General features: G+C 51.5%; 15 protein-coding genes and 1 pseudogene. 11 read left to right on the top strand and 5 right to left on the bottom strand.

Annotated features, from left to right (window positions below):
• The first annotated feature begins 301 nt into the window (after window positions 1–301).
• The 5 genes and pseudogenes from ytfQ to AACS80_RS04250 all read left to right on the top strand — a co-directional run bounded on the left by ytfQ (window position 302) and on the right by AACS80_RS04250 (window position 5,669).
• Window positions 302–1,258 (top strand): galactofuranose ABC transporter substrate-binding protein YtfQ, encoded by a 957-nt coding sequence (ytfQ, locus tag AACS80_RS04270; protein WP_064525873.1) that lies wholly within the window; start codon window positions 302–304, stop codon window positions 1,256–1,258.
• Between the two features lie 346 nt (window positions 1,259–1,604).
• Window positions 1,605–3,107, top strand: a complete 1,503-nt coding sequence (gene ytfR / locus AACS80_RS04265) for a galactofuranose ABC transporter, ATP-binding protein YtfR (protein ID WP_130206059.1) — start codon at window positions 1,605–1,607, stop codon at window positions 3,105–3,107.
• 13 nt (window positions 3,108–3,120) lie between these two features.
• Window positions 3,121–4,136, top strand: a pseudogene (ytfT, locus tag AACS80_RS04260) (galactofuranose ABC transporter, ATP-binding protein YtfT).
• Window positions 4,123–5,127, top strand: a complete 1,005-nt coding sequence (gene yjfF, locus AACS80_RS04255; RefSeq protein ID WP_135410881.1) for a galactofuranose ABC transporter, permease protein YjfF — start codon at window positions 4,123–4,125, stop codon at window positions 5,125–5,127. The pseudogene ytfT and the gene yjfF overlap by 14 nt, the downstream one beginning before the upstream one ends.
• 26 nt (window positions 5,128–5,153) lie before the next feature.
• A complete protein-coding gene (locus tag AACS80_RS04250; RefSeq protein ID WP_135490691.1) occupies window positions 5,154–5,669 on the top strand; it encodes a DUF2569 domain-containing protein in 516 nt (171 codons plus the stop codon).
• 39 nt (window positions 5,670–5,708) lie between these two features.
• Here the strand turns inward: AACS80_RS04250 and fbp are convergent, their stop codons facing one another.
• Window positions 5,709–6,707 carry a class 1 fructose-bisphosphatase gene (fbp, locus tag AACS80_RS04245; RefSeq protein ID WP_000853753.1) on the bottom strand — a complete coding sequence of 333 codons (999 nt, stop codon included), beginning with the start codon at window positions 6,705–6,707 and terminating at the stop codon, window positions 5,709–5,711.
• A 175-nt stretch (window positions 6,708–6,882) separates the two neighbouring features.
• Between fbp and mpl the strand changes: the two genes are divergently transcribed.
• Window positions 6,883–8,256 (top strand): UDP-N-acetylmuramate:L-alanyl-gamma-D-glutamyl-meso-diaminopimelate ligase, encoded by a 1,374-nt coding sequence (gene mpl / locus AACS80_RS04240; protein WP_130206063.1) that lies wholly within the window; start codon window positions 6,883–6,885, stop codon window positions 8,254–8,256.
• 179 nt (window positions 8,257–8,435) lie between these two features.
• Here the strand turns inward: mpl and yjgA are convergent, their stop codons facing one another.
• Window positions 8,436–8,987 (bottom strand): ribosome biogenesis factor YjgA, encoded by a 552-nt coding sequence (yjgA, locus tag AACS80_RS04235; protein ID WP_130259537.1) that lies wholly within the window; start codon window positions 8,985–8,987, stop codon window positions 8,436–8,438.
• Between the two features lie 94 nt (window positions 8,988–9,081).
• Between yjgA and pmbA the strand changes: the two genes are divergently transcribed.
• From pmbA to AACS80_RS04215, 4 genes are all read left to right on the top strand, one after another.
• A complete protein-coding gene (pmbA, locus tag AACS80_RS04230) occupies window positions 9,082–10,434 on the top strand; it encodes a metalloprotease PmbA (RefSeq protein WP_001162191.1) in 1,353 nt (450 codons plus the stop codon).
• 183 nt (window positions 10,435–10,617) lie between these two features.
• Complete coding sequence (cybC, locus tag AACS80_RS04225; protein ID WP_130206066.1) at window positions 10,618–11,004, top strand: cytochrome b562; 387 nt, start codon at window positions 10,618–10,620, stop codon at window positions 11,002–11,004.
• 191 nt (window positions 11,005–11,195) lie between these two features.
• Window positions 11,196–11,438: a type II toxin-antitoxin system RelB/DinJ family antitoxin gene (locus AACS80_RS04220; protein WP_000212715.1), complete on the top strand. Its 243-nt coding sequence runs from the start codon at window positions 11,196–11,198 to the stop codon at window positions 11,436–11,438.
• Window positions 11,428–11,718, top strand: a complete 291-nt coding sequence (locus AACS80_RS04215; RefSeq protein ID WP_131161322.1) for a type II toxin-antitoxin system RelE family toxin — start codon at window positions 11,428–11,430, stop codon at window positions 11,716–11,718. The genes AACS80_RS04220 and AACS80_RS04215 overlap by 11 nt, the downstream gene beginning before the upstream one ends.
• On the opposite strand, the gene nrdG is transcribed toward AACS80_RS04215, so the two are convergent.
• The 3 genes from nrdG to treR all read right to left on the bottom strand — a co-directional run bounded on the left by nrdG (window position 11,719) and on the right by treR (window position 16,144).
• The gene (gene nrdG / locus AACS80_RS04210; RefSeq protein WP_064530204.1) at window positions 11,719–12,183 is read right to left on the bottom strand and encodes an anaerobic ribonucleoside-triphosphate reductase-activating protein; all 465 of its coding nucleotides are present in this window, start codon (window positions 12,181–12,183) and stop codon (window positions 11,719–11,721) included.
• A gap of 323 nt (window positions 12,184–12,506) precedes the next feature.
• A complete protein-coding gene (gene nrdD / locus AACS80_RS04205) occupies window positions 12,507–14,645 on the bottom strand; it encodes an anaerobic ribonucleoside-triphosphate reductase (RefSeq protein ID WP_130206068.1) in 2,139 nt (712 codons plus the stop codon).
• A 524-nt stretch (window positions 14,646–15,169) separates the two neighbouring features.
• Window positions 15,170–16,144 carry a trehalose operon repressor TreR gene (gene treR / locus AACS80_RS04200; RefSeq protein ID WP_276320292.1) on the bottom strand — a complete coding sequence of 325 codons (975 nt, stop codon included), beginning with the start codon at window positions 16,142–16,144 and terminating at the stop codon, window positions 15,170–15,172.
• Window positions 16,145–16,300: 156 nt separating this feature from the next.
• Between treR and mgtL the strand changes: the two genes are divergently transcribed.
• The gene (gene mgtL, locus AACS80_RS04195; RefSeq protein ID WP_001387276.1) at window positions 16,301–16,354 is read left to right on the top strand and encodes a mgtA regulatory leader peptide MgtL; all 54 of its coding nucleotides are present in this window, start codon (window positions 16,301–16,303) and stop codon (window positions 16,352–16,354) included.
• The last annotated feature ends 55 nt before the right edge of the window (window positions 16,355–16,409 follow it).

Genomic DNA, 16,409 nt, shown 5'->3' with positions numbered 1-16,409 from the left:
TCCTTTAGAATATGTGGCAAACAAGTGCCGAGTATTATAGCCAACTCGCGCCGAATGTCTTCGCTTGTTTTCGCTCTCATTTTCCTTTTTCGCCAGTTTTAAGACGGTTCGCAGAGCTGGAAAATCCATAACCGTAGCCGCATTTTTCATAGTGATATGAAAGCGATTACAAACTTGTGATTAACGATGTATTTACTTTTTTGAAGTGTGATGTAACGCAATCTGTTACAGAACCAATTGTCTATAGTTTTTTCGCGAACATCTTTTCACCAATAATAATCACCCCGACGAGGACAACCCTATGTGGAAACGCTTACTTGTAGTCTCTGCAGTCTCGGCAGCCATGTCGTCTATGGCGTTGGCCGCTCCTTTAACCGTAGGATTTTCGCAGGTTGGATCCGAATCCGGCTGGCGCGCAGCAGAAACTAATGTGGCGAAAAGTGAGGCCGAAAAACGCGGTATCACACTGAAAATTGCCGATGGTCAGCAAAAGCAGGAAAACCAGATTAAAGCAGTGCGTTCCTTTGTCGCGCAAGGGGTAGATGCCATCTTTATCGCCCCGGTGGTTGCAACGGGTTGGGAACCTGTTTTGAAAGAAGCAAAGGAAGCCGAAATTCCGGTCTTTTTGCTTGACCGTTCCATCGACGTGAAAGACAAATCTCTCTATATGACCACCGTCACCGCCGACAACATCCTCGAAGGCAAGTTGATCGGTGACTGGCTGGTCAAAGAGGTCAATGGCAAACCGTGTAACGTGGTTGAGTTACAGGGCACCGTTGGGGCCAGCGTCGCCATTGACCGTAAGAAAGGCTTTGCCGAAGCTATTAAGAATGCGCCAAATATCAAAATCATCCGCTCGCAGTCCGGTGACTTCACCCGTAGTAAAGGCAAAGAAGTGATGGAGAGCTTTATCAAAGCGGAAAACAACGGCAAAAACATCTGCATGGTTTACGCCCATAACGACGACATGGTGATTGGCGCAATTCAGGCAATTAAAGAAGCGGGCCTGAAACCGGGCAAAGATATCCTGACAGGCTCTATCGACGGCGTGCCGGACATCTACAAAGCGATGATTGATGGCGAAGCGAACGCCAGCGTTGAACTGACGCCAAACATGGCGGGACCCGCCTTTGACGCGCTGGAGAAATATAAAAAAGACGGCACCATGCCTGAAAAGCTGACGCTGACCAAGTCCACCCTTTACCTGCCTGATACCGCAAAAGAAGAGTTAGAGAAGAAGAAAAACATGGGGTATTGAGACGTATTAGGCATTAATGCCTGATACCGACTCGTAGGCCGGATAAGGCGTTTACGCCGCATCCGGCAGTTGTGCGCTGATGCCTGATGCGACGCTGGCGCGTCTTATCAGGCCTACGAGCTCGATGCGCTGTGTAGGCCGGATAAGGCGTTTACGCCGCATCCGGCGTTTATGCACTGGTGCCTGATGCGACGCTGGCGCGTCTTATCATGCCTACGAGTTCGATGCACTGTGTAGGCCGGATAAGGCATTTACGCCGCATCCGGCGTTTATGCACTGGTGCCTGATGCGACGCTGGCGCGTCTTATCAGGCCTGGCGGGAGCACGCTTTACTTCGGGGGAAACCATGACGACCGACCAACACCAGGAAATCCTCCGCACCGAAGGATTAAGCAAATTTTTCCCTGGCGTCAAAGCGTTAGATAACGTTGATTTCAGCCTGCGCCGTGGTGAAATCATGGCGCTACTCGGTGAAAACGGAGCCGGTAAATCAACGTTAATCAAAGCACTTACCGGCGTTTACCATGCCGATCGCGGCACCATCTGGCTGGAAGGTCAGGTTATTTCACCGAAAAACACCGCCCACGCACAGCAGCTCGGCATCGGCACTGTCTATCAGGAAGTTAACCTGCTACCCAATATGTCGGTCGCTGATAATCTATTCATAGGCCGCGAACCTAAGCGTTTCGGCCTGCTACGACGTAAAGAGATGGAAAAGCGCGCCACCGAACTGATGGCATCTTACGGTTTTTCCCTCGACGTGCGGGAACCGCTCAACCGCTTTTCAGTTGCGATGCAGCAAATCGTCGCCATCTGCCGGGCCATCGATCTCTCCGCCAAAGTGCTGATCCTCGATGAACCCACCGCCAGCCTCGACACTCAGGAAGTGGAGTTATTATTTGGCCTGATGCGCCAGTTGCGCGATCGCGGCGTCAGCCTGATCTTTGTCACTCACTTTCTCGATCAGGTCTATCAGGTCAGCGATCGGATCACCGTCTTACGCAACGGCAGCTTTGTTGGTTGTCGGGAAACCCGCGAGCTACCGCAGATCGAACTGGTGAAAATGATGCTGGGGCGTGAGCTGGATACTCATGCGCTACAGCGTGCCGGAAGAACATTGCTTAGTGACAATCCTGTTGCAGCGTTTAAAGATTACGGCAAGAAAGGAACGATCGCGCCGTTTGATCTGGAAGTACGCCCCGGCGAGATCGTCGGTCTGGCAGGCTTGCTGGGATCAGGACGTACCGAAACCGCTGAAGTGATCTTCGGCATCAAACCAGCCGATAGCGGCACGGCGCTGATCAAAGGCAAACAGCAAACCCTGCGATCGCCACATCAGGCTTCGGTACTGGGCATCGGCTTTTGCCCGGAAGACAGGAAAACCGATGGCATCATCGCCGCCGCCTCGGTGCGGGAAAATATCATCCTCGCTCTCCAGGCCCAGCGCGGCTGGCTACGGCCGATTTCCCGTAAAGAACAGCAAGAGATTGCCGAACGCTTTATCCGTCAGCTGGGCATTCGTACTCCTTCCAGCGAACAACCGATTGAATTTCTCTCCGGTGGCAATCAGCAAAAAGTGTTGCTCTCACGCTGGCTGCTGACTCGTCCGCAATTTCTGATCCTCGATGAGCCAACGCGTGGCATTGACGTTGGCGCCCATGCCGAGATCATTCGCCTGATAGAAACGCTGTGCGCTGACGGTCTGGCGCTGCTGGTGATCTCCTCCGAACTGGAAGAACTGGTGGGCTATGCCGATCGGGTGATTATCATGCGCGATCGCAAACAGGTGGCGGAGATCCCGCTGGCAGAGCTTTCCGTTCCGGCGATCATGAACGCCATTGCGGCGTAAGGAGAACAGTGTGATGCCTCAATCTCTCCCTGACACCGCGTCGTCGAAAAAGCGCTTTCGCTGGCCGACGGGGATGCCGCAGTTGGTGGCGCTATTGTTGGTGCTGGTGGTCGATAGCCTGGTGGCCCCGCATTTCTGGCAGGTGGTGCTTCAGGATGGGCGTTTGTTCGGTAGCCCTATCGACATTCTTAATCGCGCCGCTCCGGTTGCGCTACTGGCGATTGGTATGACGCTGGTGATTGCTACGGGTGGGATTGATCTCTCTGTGGGGGCGGTGATGGCTATCGCCGGAGCCACAACGGCTGCGATGACGGTCGCGGGGTTCAGCCTGCCAGTTGTTTTGTTAAGCGCCCTGGGTACCGGCATTCTGGCTGGATTGTGGAACGGCATACTGGTGGCGATCCTCAAAATTCAGCCGTTTGTCGCCACGTTGATCCTGATGGTCGCCGGACGTGGTAATTGATTACCTCCGGGCAGATCGTCACGTTCAACTCGCCGGATCTCTCATGGTTCGGCAGCGGATCGCTATTGTTCCTGCCAACGCCGGTCATTATCGCTGTGCTGACGCTTCTCTTCTTCTGGCTGTTGACCCGCAAAACGGCGCTGGGGATGTTTATTGAAGCCGTTGGCATCAACATTCGGGCGGCAAAAAATGCCGGAGTCAACACACGAATCATCGTCATGCTCACTTATGTGTTGAGCGGGCTGTGTGCGGCGATCGCGGGCATTATCGTGGCGGCGGATATTCGCGGTGCCGATGCCAACAACGCCGGATTATGGCTGGAGTTGGACGCCATTCTCGCGGTGGTGATTGGCGGTGGATCGCTGATGGGTGGGCGCTTTAACCTGCTGCTCTCGGTGGTGGGGGCGCTGATTATTCAGGGGATGAACACCGGAATTTTACTTTCGGGCTTTCCGCCAGAGATGAACCAGGTGGTGAAAGCGGTGGTGGTGCTTTGCGTGCTGATTGTCCAGTCGCAACGCTTTATCAGTCTGATTAAAGGAGTGCGTAGCCGTGATAAAACGTAACCTGCCGCTTATGATCACCATCGGCGTCTTTGTGCTGGGCTATCTCTACTGCCTGACCCAGTTTCCCGGTTTTGCTTCCACGCGCGTGATCTGCAATATCCTGACCGATAACGCCTTTCTTGGGATCATTGCCGTTGGCATGACCTTTGTGATCCTCTCCGGTGGGATCGATCTCTCCGTCGGTTCGGTGATCGCCTTTACCGGCGTGTTTCTGGCAAAAGTGGTTGGCGATTTCGGCCTCTCGCCGCTGTTGGCGTTTCCACTGGTGCTGGTGATGGGCTGTGCCTTCGGCGCATTTATGGGGCTTCTGATCGACGCCCTGAAGATTCCGGCGTTCATCATTACGCTTGCCGGGATGTTCTTTTTGCGCGGCGTCAGCTATCTCGTATCGGAAGAGTCGATCCCGATAAATCATCCAATTTATGACACGCTTTCAAGCCTGGCGTGGAAAATCCCCGGCGGTGGTCGCTTAAGCGCGATGGGGCTGCTGATGCTGGCGGTGGTGGTTATCGGCATATTCCTCGCGCATCGTACCCGTTTTGGTAATCAGGTATACGCCATTGGCGGCAACTCAACGTCGGCAAACCTGATGGGGATTTCCACTCGCAGCACTACTATTCGCATTTATATGCTCTCTACCGGACTGGCAACACTGGCAGGAATTGTCTTCTCGATTTATACCCAGGCCGGATACGCCCTGGCGGGTGTAGGTGTGGAACTGGACGCTATCGCGTCGGTGGTGATTGGCGGTACACTTTTGAGCGGTGGCGTTGGAACAGTATTAGGGACGCTTTTTGGTGTGGCGATTCAGGGACTGATCCAGACTTACATAAACTTTGACGGCACGCTGAGCTCATGGTGGACGAAAATCGCCATCGGCATTTTGTTATTCATTTTTATTGCCTTACAGCGTGGATTAACGGTGTTGTGGGAGAATCGTCAGAGTTCGCCTGTAATAAGAGTGAGTCCGGAAAATACAATAAAAGAGTAAAATTACTGATATATAAGGATATTTTTATGTGGGCAAAGGAAGGCGAGGATTTAAGTACAACATGCAAAAACTGTGGTGTGGCTGTTTTACCACCTGACGATTATTGTAAAAGTTGTGCGGATAAAAAACTTACAGGGATTGGCGGTTGGCTGTATTTACCTGCTATTTCTTTAGTGCTGGTGATTATTTCGAGCATCTATTCTTTTGTACAAACATGGGGGCTTGCTCAGGGCAGTCAGGAAGAACCACTCAGAACTCTGCTTTATCTGGAAGTGGTTGTATTTGCCATGGTATTTCTGTTGGTAAGTTATACTACTTTTTTGTTTTTTAAAAAGAAACGCCAGCTCCCGTACTACTATATTGCCCTTCTTCTGTCGCTCTTCGTATTTAATATTGCTGATATTTGGGGAGCAGTACAGTTTCTTCATGCCACAATTGATCTTTCAGACGCATGGGGCGTGCTGAGAGATATCATTCATATGGCAATCTGGATTCCCTATTTCCGTGTCTCTAAACGAGTCAAATTAACTTTTGTTAATTAAAATGCAAAAACGCCGGAACAACCCGGCGTTTTTAGACCATTACGCGTCCGGGAACTCACGGATAAAGCGTTCGACATCTTCAACCATATGGTCGTTGCCGACGAAGAACGAACGACGCTGGTGCAGGGTTTCCGGGATGATATCCAGAATACGCTCTTTGCCATCGCTCGCTTTACCGCCCGCTTGTTCCGCCAGGAATGCCATCGGGTTGCACTCATACAGCAAACGCAGTTTGCCGTCCGGATGGCTGGCGGTGCTTGGGTAGAGATAAATACCGCCTTTCAGCAGATTACGGTGGAAATCCGCGACCAGCGAGCCGATATAACGTGAGGTATACGGACGGTTGGTAGATTTATCTTCTTCCTGGCAGAATTTAATGTACTTCTTCACCCCGTTCGGAAACTTAATGTAGTTCCCTTCGTTGATAGAGTAGGTTTTTCCTTTCTCCGGGAAGCGCATCCGTTCCTGGCACAGGCAGAAAACGCCGAGCGAAGGATCGTAAGTAAAGGCGTGAACACCGCATCCGGTGGTGTAAACCAGCATGGTAGAGGAGCCGTATACCACGTAACCTGCAGCAACCTGTTTGTTACCAGGCTGGAGGAAATCTTCTTCCGTTACCGGCGTGCCGACCGGTGTAACGCGGCGGTAAATGGAGAAAATGGTACCGACAGAGACGTTAACATCGATGTTGGACGAGCCATCCAGCGGATCCATCAGCACAACGTATTTTGCGTGTTCACAACCTTCAAAGACGACAATCTCATCTTCTTCTTCGGATGCAATGCCCGCAACAATATCGCGTGCTTTCAGTGCGGCTTTCAGTTTTTCATTAGCGAACAAGTCGAGTTTTTGTTGAACCTCGCCCTGCACGTTCTCAGCACCGCTGGCACCCAGGATATCAACCAGTCCAGCTTTGTTGATATCGCGATGAATAATCTTGGCGCCCAGTTTTATTGCCGATAGCAAAGCAGTGAGCTCACCGGTAGCATGAGAAAACTCGTGCTGCTTTTCGACAATAAATTCACCTAACGTTTTCATAAAACTTTCCCTGCAATGTTTATGGAGTAAAGCGACCGCAATAATCTTAACAAATAATCTCAATGTTGCGCTCAGGTGAATCGCGCCAGCAAATTACGGATTATCCTGAAATGCGTTTCTCTGTTGCCCGACATATGCGTAAAATGAACGGTAGATTAAAAAAGGATAGTGACGTATGCGCATTCATATATTAGGAATTTGTGGCACGTTTATGGGCGGTCTGGCGATTCTGGCGCGCCAGTTGGGCCATGAAGTAACGGGTTCGGACGCCAATGTGTATCCGCCGATGAGCACCTTACTTGAGAAGCAAGGCATTGAACTGATTCAGGGTTATGATGCCAGCCAGCTCGATCCTCAGCCGGATCTGGTGATTATTGGCAACGCCATGACCCGTGGAAATCCGTGTGTGGAAGCGGTACTGGAAAAAAACATTCCATATATGTCAGGTCCGCAGTGGTTGCACGATTTTGTGCTGCGTGACCGCTGGGTGCTGGCCGTTGCCGGTACACACGGTAAAACCACCACCGCGGGAATGGCGACCTGGATTCTGGAACAGTGCGGCTATAAACCAGGTTTTGTGATCGGTGGAGTACCGGGGAACTTTGACGTTTCTGCACGCCTGGGCGAAAGCGACTTCTTTGTTATCGAAGCAGACGAGTATGACTGCGCCTTCTTCGACAAACGCTCTAAGTTTGTTCATTACTGCCCGCGAACGCTGATCCTCAACAACCTTGAGTTCGACCACGCCGATATCTTCGACGACCTGAAAGCGATTCAGAAACAATTCCACCATCTGGTGCGTATTGTTCCTGGTCAGGGGCGTATTATCTGGCCGGAAAACGACATCAACCTGAAACAAACCCTGGCGATGGGCTGCTGGAGTGAACAGGAGCTGGTGGGCGAGCAAGGTCACTGGCAGGCGAAAAAGCTGACCACTGACGCTTCCGAATGGGAAGTCTTGCTGGATGGCGAAAAAGTGGGTGAAGTGAAATGGTCGCTGGTGGGCGAACATAATATGCACAATGGTTTGATGGCGATTGCTGCGGCCCGTCATGTTGGCATCGCACCGGCTGATGCTGCTAACGCGCTGGGATTGTTTATCAATGCCCGTCGCCGCCTGGAACTGCGTGGCGAAGCTAATGGCGTGACGGTGTATGACGATTTTGCCCATCACCCAACGGCAATTCTGGCAACGCTGGCGGCGCTGCGCGGCAAAGTTGGCGGTACGGCGCGTATTATTGCCGTGCTTGAGCCGCGTTCCAACACCATGAAGATGGGCGTCTGCAAAGATGATTTGGCACCGTCATTAGGTCGTGCCGATGAAGTCTTCCTGCTGCAACCGTCACATATTCCATGGCAGGTAGCAGAAGTGGCAGAAGCATGTATTCAGCCTGCGCACTGGAGTGGAGATGTTGATGCGCTGGCAGAAATGGTGGTGAAAACCGCTCAGCCTGGCGACCATATTCTGGTGATGAGCAACGGCGGTTTTGGTGGGATCCATCAGAAACTGCTGGATGGTCTGGCGAAGAAAGCGGAAGCTGCGCAGTAATCCTGAGACGTTTTATCAGGCCTACAGGGGCAATGTGCTTTTGTAGGCCGGATAAGGCGTTGACGCCGCATCCGGCATTTGAGCATAGCGCCTGATGCGACGCTTGACGCGTCTTATCAGGCCTACAGATCTGGCGGTGCACTGCATCCGGCAAACCATACTCACATCAACAACGAAAATTACCCTTCGTTCTCTGCCAGCTCGCGCAGATACTGGAAAATCTGGCGTGCGGATTTCGGCGGCTTATTCCCTTCTTTCTCTTTCTTCGCGTTGCGGATCAGAGCACGCAGTTGCTGACGATCGGCATCTGGCCACAGATTCAATACTTCAGCGATAGCATCATCCCCCTGGTCGATCAGACGATCGCGCAGGTTTTCCAGTTTATGGAACAACACCACCTGCTGGTTGTGGCGGTTTTTCAGCTTATCCAGCGCCTGACGGATAGGCTCTACATCGCGTTGGCGCAGCATCTTACCAATGAGCTGCAACTGGCGGCGGCGACCTTCCATCTTAATACGCTGGGCGAGCTCAATAGCCGCACGCAGATCCGCATCTAACGGGATCTTATCCAGCGCGTTTTTCCCCAGATCAACAATTTCTGCGCCCAGGCGTTTTAGCTCCTCGGCGTCACGTTTAATTTCACTTTTACTGACCCAGATAATTTCATCGTCTTCGTCTTCGATGTCATCACCGGGAACGTCGTCGAGCCAGTCTTCGGGCTGCTTAGTCATGTCAGGCTCCTTAAAAAAAAGAGGCTAATGTTACCAGTTAAGATGCGCACTGAAAAACGGTTCTCTGTTAGACTTCAGAGAAACTCTCTACATTATGGCACTTGCAATGAAAGTAATCTCTCAAGTTGAAGCGCAGCGCAAGATTCTGGAAGAAGCAGTTTCGACTGCGCTGGAGTTGGCCTCAGGCAAATCGGACGGTGCGGAAGTTGCCGTCAGCAAGACCACCGGCATTAGCGTTAGTACGCGCTATGGTGAAGTGGAGAATGTCGAATTCAATAGTGATGGCGCGCTGGGGATAACCGTTTATCACCAGAACCGCAAAGGTAGCGCATCATCCACCGATTTAAGCCCGCAGGCCATTGCACGCACCGTACAGGCGGCGCTGGATATTGCGCGTTACACTTCGCCAGATCCGTATGCAGGCGTGGCAGATAAAGAACTGCTGGCTTTCGACGCGCCGGATCTTGACTTGTTCCACCCCGCAGAAGTCTCTCCAGACGAAGCCATTGAACTGGCGGCCCGTGCTGAACAGGCGGCATTACAGGCGGATAAACGCATTACCAACACCGAAGGCGGCAGTTTTAACAGCCATTACGGCGTCAAAGTTTTCGGTAATAGCCACGGTATGTTGCAAGGCTACTGCTCAACGCGTCATTCGCTCTCCAGTTGCGTGATTGCCGAAGAAAATGGCGATATGGAGCGTGATTATGCCTACACCATTGGCCGCGCGATGAGCGATCTACAAACGCCAGAGTGGGTCGGGGCCGACTGCGCCCGCCGTACTTTATCGCGTCTGTCACCGCGTAAACTCTCCACCATGAAAGCGCCGGTCATTTTTGCCAATGAAGTGGCAACCGGGCTGTTCGGTCATCTGGTGGGGGCGATTGCTGGTGGTGCGGTCTACCGTAAATCCACCTTCCTGCTGGATTCGCTGGGTAAACAAATTCTGCCGGACTGGCTGACCATTGAAGAGCATCCGCATCTGCTGAAAGGGCTGGCATCTACGCCATTCGACAGCGAAGGTGTTCGCACCGAACGTCGCGACATTATTAAAGATGGCATCCTGACTCAGTGGCTGCTGACCAGCTACTCGGCGCGCAAACTGGGGCTGAAAAGCACTGGACATGCGGGCGGCATTCACAACTGGCGCATTGCCGGACAAGGTCTAAGCTTCGAGCAGATGCTCAAAGAGATGGGCACTGGGCTGGTGGTGACGGAATTGATGGGCCAGGGCGTGAGTGCAATTACCGGTGATTATTCCCGTGGTGCGGCGGGCTTCTGGGTAGAAAACGGCGAAATTCAGTATCCGGTTAGCGAAATCACCATCGCAGGTAATTTAAAAGATATGTGGCGCAATATTGTCACCGTCGGTAACGATATTGAAACACGCAGTAATATACAGTGTGGTTCTGTGCTGTTGCCGGAGATGAAAATCGCCGGACAGTAAAAAAACTGGCGCGACCTGCCGCGCTATAAACTAAAAAATTACACAAAATCATTCGCACTGCATCGAGACGGAAAGTGAATGAGGGCCGGGGAGCGTACTCGTAGTACGTGACTCGGGCGAATGAGCTTAGCCGTCGATGAGGCAGTGTGAAGGATGAAGTGTAAATAAAAAAGGAAGTGAGCAATGCGTAAAAGCCTGTTAGCTATTCTTGCAGTCTCCTCGTTGGTATTCAGTTCGGTGTCGTTTGCCGCTGAGCTGGAAGACAATATGGAAACCCTCAACGACAATTTAAAAGTGGTCGAAAAAGCGGATAACGCGGCGCAAGTCAAAGACGCGTTAACCAAAATGCGTGCCGCGGCGCTGGATGCGCAAAAAGCAACGCCGCCGAAGCTGGAAGGAAAATCGCCAGACAGCCCGGAAATGAAAGACTTCCGCCACGGTTTCGACATTCTGGTTGGCCAGATTGACGACGCGCTGAAGCTGGCTAATGAAGGTAAAGTAAAAGAAGCGCAGGCCGCCGCAGAGCAACTGAAAACGACCCGCAATTCATATCACAAGAAGTATCGTTAATTCCTCATTGGGCGGTGAAACGTCGCCGCCCAATGCTCTCCTCTCCCTTCGTAAAATCACCGCTAAATCTCTCTTCACTACGGCATATTTCTGCGTGTCGCCGCCATTTTTGCGAGGCGTTTTCCAGAAATGAATGTAATGCATATGTAATGCTATAATGCATTACACTTTTCATAATTACCGGAGGCATAATGGCCACACTTAACGTCCGTCTGGATGACAAATTGAAAAACGAGGCTTATGCGGTGCTGGAAAAATTAAATATCACGCCTACTGAAGCCGTACGGCTGCTGTTTCAGTACGTTGCGGAAAATGGGCGAATGCCGGTAAAAACGCTCACTGTCAGTGATAGTGAAGAAGCCTTGTTACGCACTGTCAGGGAACGACTGGCCAACCCACAAGAGGCCATTAAGGTCCGACTGGATGAACTATGAGCTGGCCTTTGATCCGCGAGCGCTGAAAGAGTGGCAAAAACTGGGCGTGACAGTCCGGGAACAATTTAAAAAAAAGCTTGAGGATGTGCTGAAAAGGCCGCGCAATCCCTCGGCTAAACTGCGGGATTTACCGGACTGCTACAAAATTAAGCTTCGCACTCTGGGATATCGTCTGGTTTATCAGGTTAACGATAAAGAGTTGCTCGTGTTGGTGATAGCTATTGGTAAGAGAGAGAACTCAGCCGTTTATGAAGATGCGGATAAACGGCTGGAAGAGTGATTAACGTAAATGGTGTACCACCTGGTTGCTGCTGCCGCGCCAGATCAGGGAAGGGTCTTTTAAATCCTGCATAAATTTGCCATCAACCAGCACGTTAATCAAATCAACAACCTGCATTTGTGCAGCGTTGAGTTCGTCGAGTTTATACCCTGTCCACACCCAGATGTCTTTACCCGGACATTCGGCACGGATGCGTTGTACCAGTTTCAGAATATCCGGCACGTTTTGCGGATGCAGCGGATCGCCGCCGGAGAGGGAAATGCCCTGGCGTTTGATGCGAGTGTCGTTCAGATCGTTGATGATCTGGTCTTCCATTTCTTTGGTAAATGGCTGACCGGAATTTACCCGCCAGGTGCTTTTGTTATAGCAACCGGGGCATTCATGAACACACCCGGAGACAAACAGGGTGCAACGAGTGCCGGGGCCGTTGACGATGTCGACAGGATAGTATTGATGGAAGTTCATATTTCGCCTGGCTTATCAGTCTGCGTGTAGGCCGGATAAGGTTTACGCCGCATCCGGCAATTAACGCCTGATGCGACGCTGTCGCGTCTTATCAGGCCTACAGCCGTTGCTACAGTCTGGAATTTGTAGGCCGGATAAGGCGTTTACGCCACATCCGGCAATCAATGCCTGATGCGACGCTGTCGCGTCTTATCAGGCCTACAGCCGTTGCTACAGTCTGGAATTTGTAGGTCGGATAAGGCGGTTTACGCCACATCCTGCAATCAACGCCGGATGCGACGCTTTCACATCACATCCGGCATTTGCTTAACGCAGCGTGGAGATCAACCGATCTGCCCATTTCCCAAATGTTTAACGCGGCGCTTAACTTCTTCCTGCTTGCCGGCGTTAAACGGACGCGCATCCGGACTACCTAAATATCCGCACACGCGGCGAGTTACCGACACACGGGAGGTGTCATGGTTACCACATTTCGGACAAGTGAAGCCTTTGCTGGTGCACTCAAACTCGCCGGTAAAGCCACATTCGTAGCATTCATCGATCGGTGTGTTGGTGCCGTAATACGGCACATGCTGATAGCTGTAATCCCAGACATCTTCCAGCGCCTTCAGGTTGTGCTGAATGTTTGGATACTCGCCGTAGCAAATGAAGCCACCGTTCGCCAGCGGCGGGTAAGGCGCTTCAAAGTCGATCTTGTCGTACGGGTTCACCTTCTTCTCCACATCGAGGTGGAAACTGTTGGTGTAGTAACCTTTATCGGTCACGCCCGGCACCACGCCAAACTCAGCGGTATCGAGACGGCAGAAGCGGTCGCACAGGTTCTCACTCGGCGTACTGTAGAGGCTGAAACCGTAGCCGGTTTCTTCTTTCCACTGATCCACCGCCTGACGCAGACGTTCAACAATCGCAATACCTTTCGCACGCAGCTGCTCGTTGTCGTAAACATGCTCGCCGCCGAACAGCGCGTTAATGGTTTCGTGGATACCGATGTAACCCAGCGAGATAGACGCTCGACCATTTTTGAAGATTTCAGACACGTCATCGTCTGCATTCAGACGTACGCCGCAGGCACCTTCCATATAGAGGATCGGCGCTACGCGCGCTTTCACGCCTTCCAGACGGGCGATACGGGTCATCAGCGCCTTACGCGCCAGCACCAGACGTTCATCCAGCAGCTTCCAGAAGGTGGCTTCATCGCCTTTTGCTTCCAGAGCAATACGTGGCAGGTTCAGGCTGATCACGCCGAGGTTGTTACGACCATCGTGGATCTGCTCACCGTTTTCGTCTTCCCACACGCCGAGGAAGCTGCGGCAACCCATTGGCGTTTTAAACGAGCCGGTGACTTTCACTACCTGATCGTAGTTCAGGATATCCGGATACATGCGCTTGCTAGCGCACTCCAGCGCCAGCTGTTTGATGTCGTAGTTCGGATCGCCCACTTTATGGTTCAGGCCATCGCGAATTGCGAACACCAGTTTCGGGAACACGGCGGTTTTACGGTTTTTACCCAGGCCCGCGATACGGTTACGCAGGATAGATTCCTGAATCAGGCGCGATTCCCAGCTGGTACCCAGACCAAAGCCAAAGGTCACAAACGGCGTCTGACCGTTGGCGGTGTGCAGGGTATTTACTTCATATTCCAGCGACTGGAATGCGTCATAGCACTCTTTGATAGTACGAGAGTTAGCGTAACCTTCGACGTCAGGAATGCTCCACTCTTCCGCAGTTTTACGGTGCTTGTTGTAGCTGGCGGTGACAAACGGCGCCAGAACTTCGTCGATACGGTTAATGGTGGTGCCACCATAAATATGGCTGGCGACCTGAGCAATAATTTGCGCAGTTACTGCGGTAGCTGTAGAGATCGACTTCGGCGGTTCAATCTCGGCATTCCCCATCTTAAAGCCTTGCGTCAGCATGCCTTTCAGGTCGATCAACATGCAGTTGAACATTGGGAAGAACGGCGAGTAATCGAGATCGTGGTAGTGGATATCACCACGTTCATGTGCCTGCACCACGTCACGCGGCAGCAGGTGCTGACGTGCATAGTGTTTAGCAACAATCCCGGCCAGCAGGTCACGCTGGGTCGGAATGACTTTACTGTCTTTATTCGCGTTTTCATTGAGCAGCGAGGAATTAGTCTGCTCGACCAGACCACGGATCTCCTGGTTCAGACGACCGCGTTTTTCACGTTCAATGTCGCGATCGTGACGGTACTCAATATATGCACGGGCCAGTTGTTTGTACGGGCCAGACATCAGTTGGTTTTCAACAGCGGTCTGGATTTCGTTGATATCTACCTGGTTACGCCCCTGCATTTGCTCGCTAACGATAGCGGCAACAGTGGCACAATAATCTGCATCATCGACTTCCGCTGCTTTAGCTGCACGCAGAATAGCTTCTTTGATGCGCTCTGATTTAAACGGCACTTTGCAGCCGTCTCGTTTCATCACATGCGGTGTCATGATCGCTCCATATTTTTAAGAACAGGTTATCCACAGAAAGTTGGGAAGTGCGCCCCGGTTTATTCAGCTCTTGTTACGGGGATTTACTGCAATCCCAATTCGCTTTATCCACAATTGTGTCGGCTTCGTTGATGTGTATCTTGTTGCAAGTTTAGACGATGGATACAACATATTGGGTTTAGATGCATTTTAAAGTCTATATATAGTGCTTTGCATTAAGGATGTTTGCGTTTTTTTTGATTTAGCTCAAAGTAAAAAGCAGAGAGTACGGATGGCGGGCGCTAGAGCGATGTGTAAATTTTTTGATGATTTTCTGGTTATAAAATCAACAAAAACAATATACTACCCGGTAAGTCCCCGGAAATACTCGCTTTAGCATGGTCTGGAGAGGGATTATCTCTGAAACCACCAGACAGCCTCAAAAGACTGTAATGTCGTGGCACAGAGTTTCTTCAAAGCTATACATCAGAAGCTGCCAGTAGTGTTCTGAACACTCTTTGGATAAATCTGGTAGAAGGTAACTCTCAGGAAAGGGCTGCTGGGATGACGATTTGTTGAGGTTCGCTGCGTCCGGTTACCTGTTCGATCAACTGGCTGGCAGCCTGACGTCCGGCTTCGGCGTAGCCTGGATCAACGGTGACGATCTCCGGATGGAGAAACTTCATTAACGGCGTATTACCGACGCTCGCCAGTTGCAGTGTGTCGATGTGTTGCTCTTGCAGGTACTTACATGCCCCGAGCGCCAGCGTGTCGGTTGCGCACAGCAACGCAGTGGTTTCTGGCGTAATCACTTTTGCCACGTTCTCGTAACCTTGCTTCATGGCCAGGCCGGGCAGGGCGGCGACGGGATGTAGTTTATGTGCTTTGCAAAATGCCAGATAAGCCTCATGACGCCGCTTACCAGTGGTAATGTCGCTGTGCGGTACGCCAAGATAACTGATATTGCGATGCCCCCGATCGTAGAGGCATTGCATCAGAATCTTAATCGCCCCTTCGTCGTCATAACAGACCGAAGCAAAACCTTTTGCGTCATGCGCCAGCAGTACCAGAGATGATTGCCAGTGAGCTAACATTTCTTCCGTTATGCCGGTAAAACCGAACAGCACCACTCCGTCAATATTGCGACGTTTCAGAACACCTAAATGTTCAGTAACCAGCTGTGGCGAAAACTGGCTTTCCATCATGATCGGATCGTAACCCTGTTCATAGAATGCCGGCAGCATCGTCTGAACGGCGAGATTTTCTGATAACGAATCCAGACGGGTGACGATAATAGCAACCACTTTATCGCTTTGCCCACGCATAGCACGCGCGGATCGGGAAGGGGAAAATCTATGCTGATTCATCACTGCTTCCACGCGCTCGCGCGTGTGCTGACTCACGCCACTTTCGTTATTCAGCACTCGGGAAACCGTGGATTTCCCCACGCCGCTTAAACGAGCAATGTCTTTGATGGTCAGCCGATTTTGCATTCTGTTGTCCCGTAATTTGCGTTTAATTATTTGAGCCTAACTTTACCCACGCATTCAGCAATGGGTAAAGTCTGGTTTATCGTTGGTTTAGTTGCTTGCAGATATTATATCGGCATAAATGCTACGAATATTATTGGATTCTCCTTATTATTTGCGGCGCTTTTTTCACTTACCGGAGGTTATATGGAACCTGATCCCACGCCTCTCCCTCGACGGAGATTAAAACTTTTCCGGTAAGCCTGTCTTTTCACGGCATTACCGGATGTGTAAGGCCGTGACGTTTTAACGTCCC

This window comes from Escherichia sp. E4385, assembly GCF_963883145.1.
Classification (GTDB): Bacteria; Pseudomonadota; Gammaproteobacteria; order Enterobacterales; family Enterobacteriaceae; genus Escherichia.
This window is presented reverse-complemented; position numbering and strand designations above follow the sequence as displayed.

Coding starts and splice junctions, on each gene's coding strand:
- ytfQ (WP_064525873.1), top strand. CDS start 302: ATGTGGAAACGCTTACTTGTAGTCTCTGCAGTCTCGGCAGCCATGTCG.
- ytfR (WP_130206059.1), top strand. CDS start 1,605: ATGACGACCGACCAACACCAGGAAATCCTCCGCACCGAAGGATTAAGC.
- AACS80_RS04250 (WP_135490691.1), top strand. CDS start 5,154: ATGTGGGCAAAGGAAGGCGAGGATTTAAGTACAACATGCAAAAACTGT.
- fbp (WP_000853753.1), bottom strand. CDS start 6,707: ATGAAAACGTTAGGTGAATTTATTGTCGAAAAGCAGCACGAGTTTTCT.
- mpl (WP_130206063.1), top strand. CDS start 6,883: ATGCGCATTCATATATTAGGAATTTGTGGCACGTTTATGGGCGGTCTG.
- yjgA (WP_130259537.1), bottom strand. CDS start 8,987: ATGACTAAGCAGCCCGAAGACTGGCTCGACGACGTTCCCGGTGATGAC.
- pmbA (WP_001162191.1), top strand. CDS start 9,082: ATGGCACTTGCAATGAAAGTAATCTCTCAAGTTGAAGCGCAGCGCAAG.
- cybC (WP_130206066.1), top strand. CDS start 10,618: ATGCGTAAAAGCCTGTTAGCTATTCTTGCAGTCTCCTCGTTGGTATTC.
- AACS80_RS04220 (WP_000212715.1), top strand. CDS start 11,196: ATGGCCACACTTAACGTCCGTCTGGATGACAAATTGAAAAACGAGGCT.
- AACS80_RS04215 (WP_131161322.1), top strand. CDS start 11,428: ATGAACTATGAGCTGGCCTTTGATCCGCGAGCGCTGAAAGAGTGGCAA.
- nrdG (WP_064530204.1), bottom strand. CDS start 12,183: ATGAACTTCCATCAATACTATCCTGTCGACATCGTCAACGGCCCCGGC.
- nrdD (WP_130206068.1), bottom strand. CDS start 14,645: ATGACACCGCATGTGATGAAACGAGACGGCTGCAAAGTGCCGTTTAAA.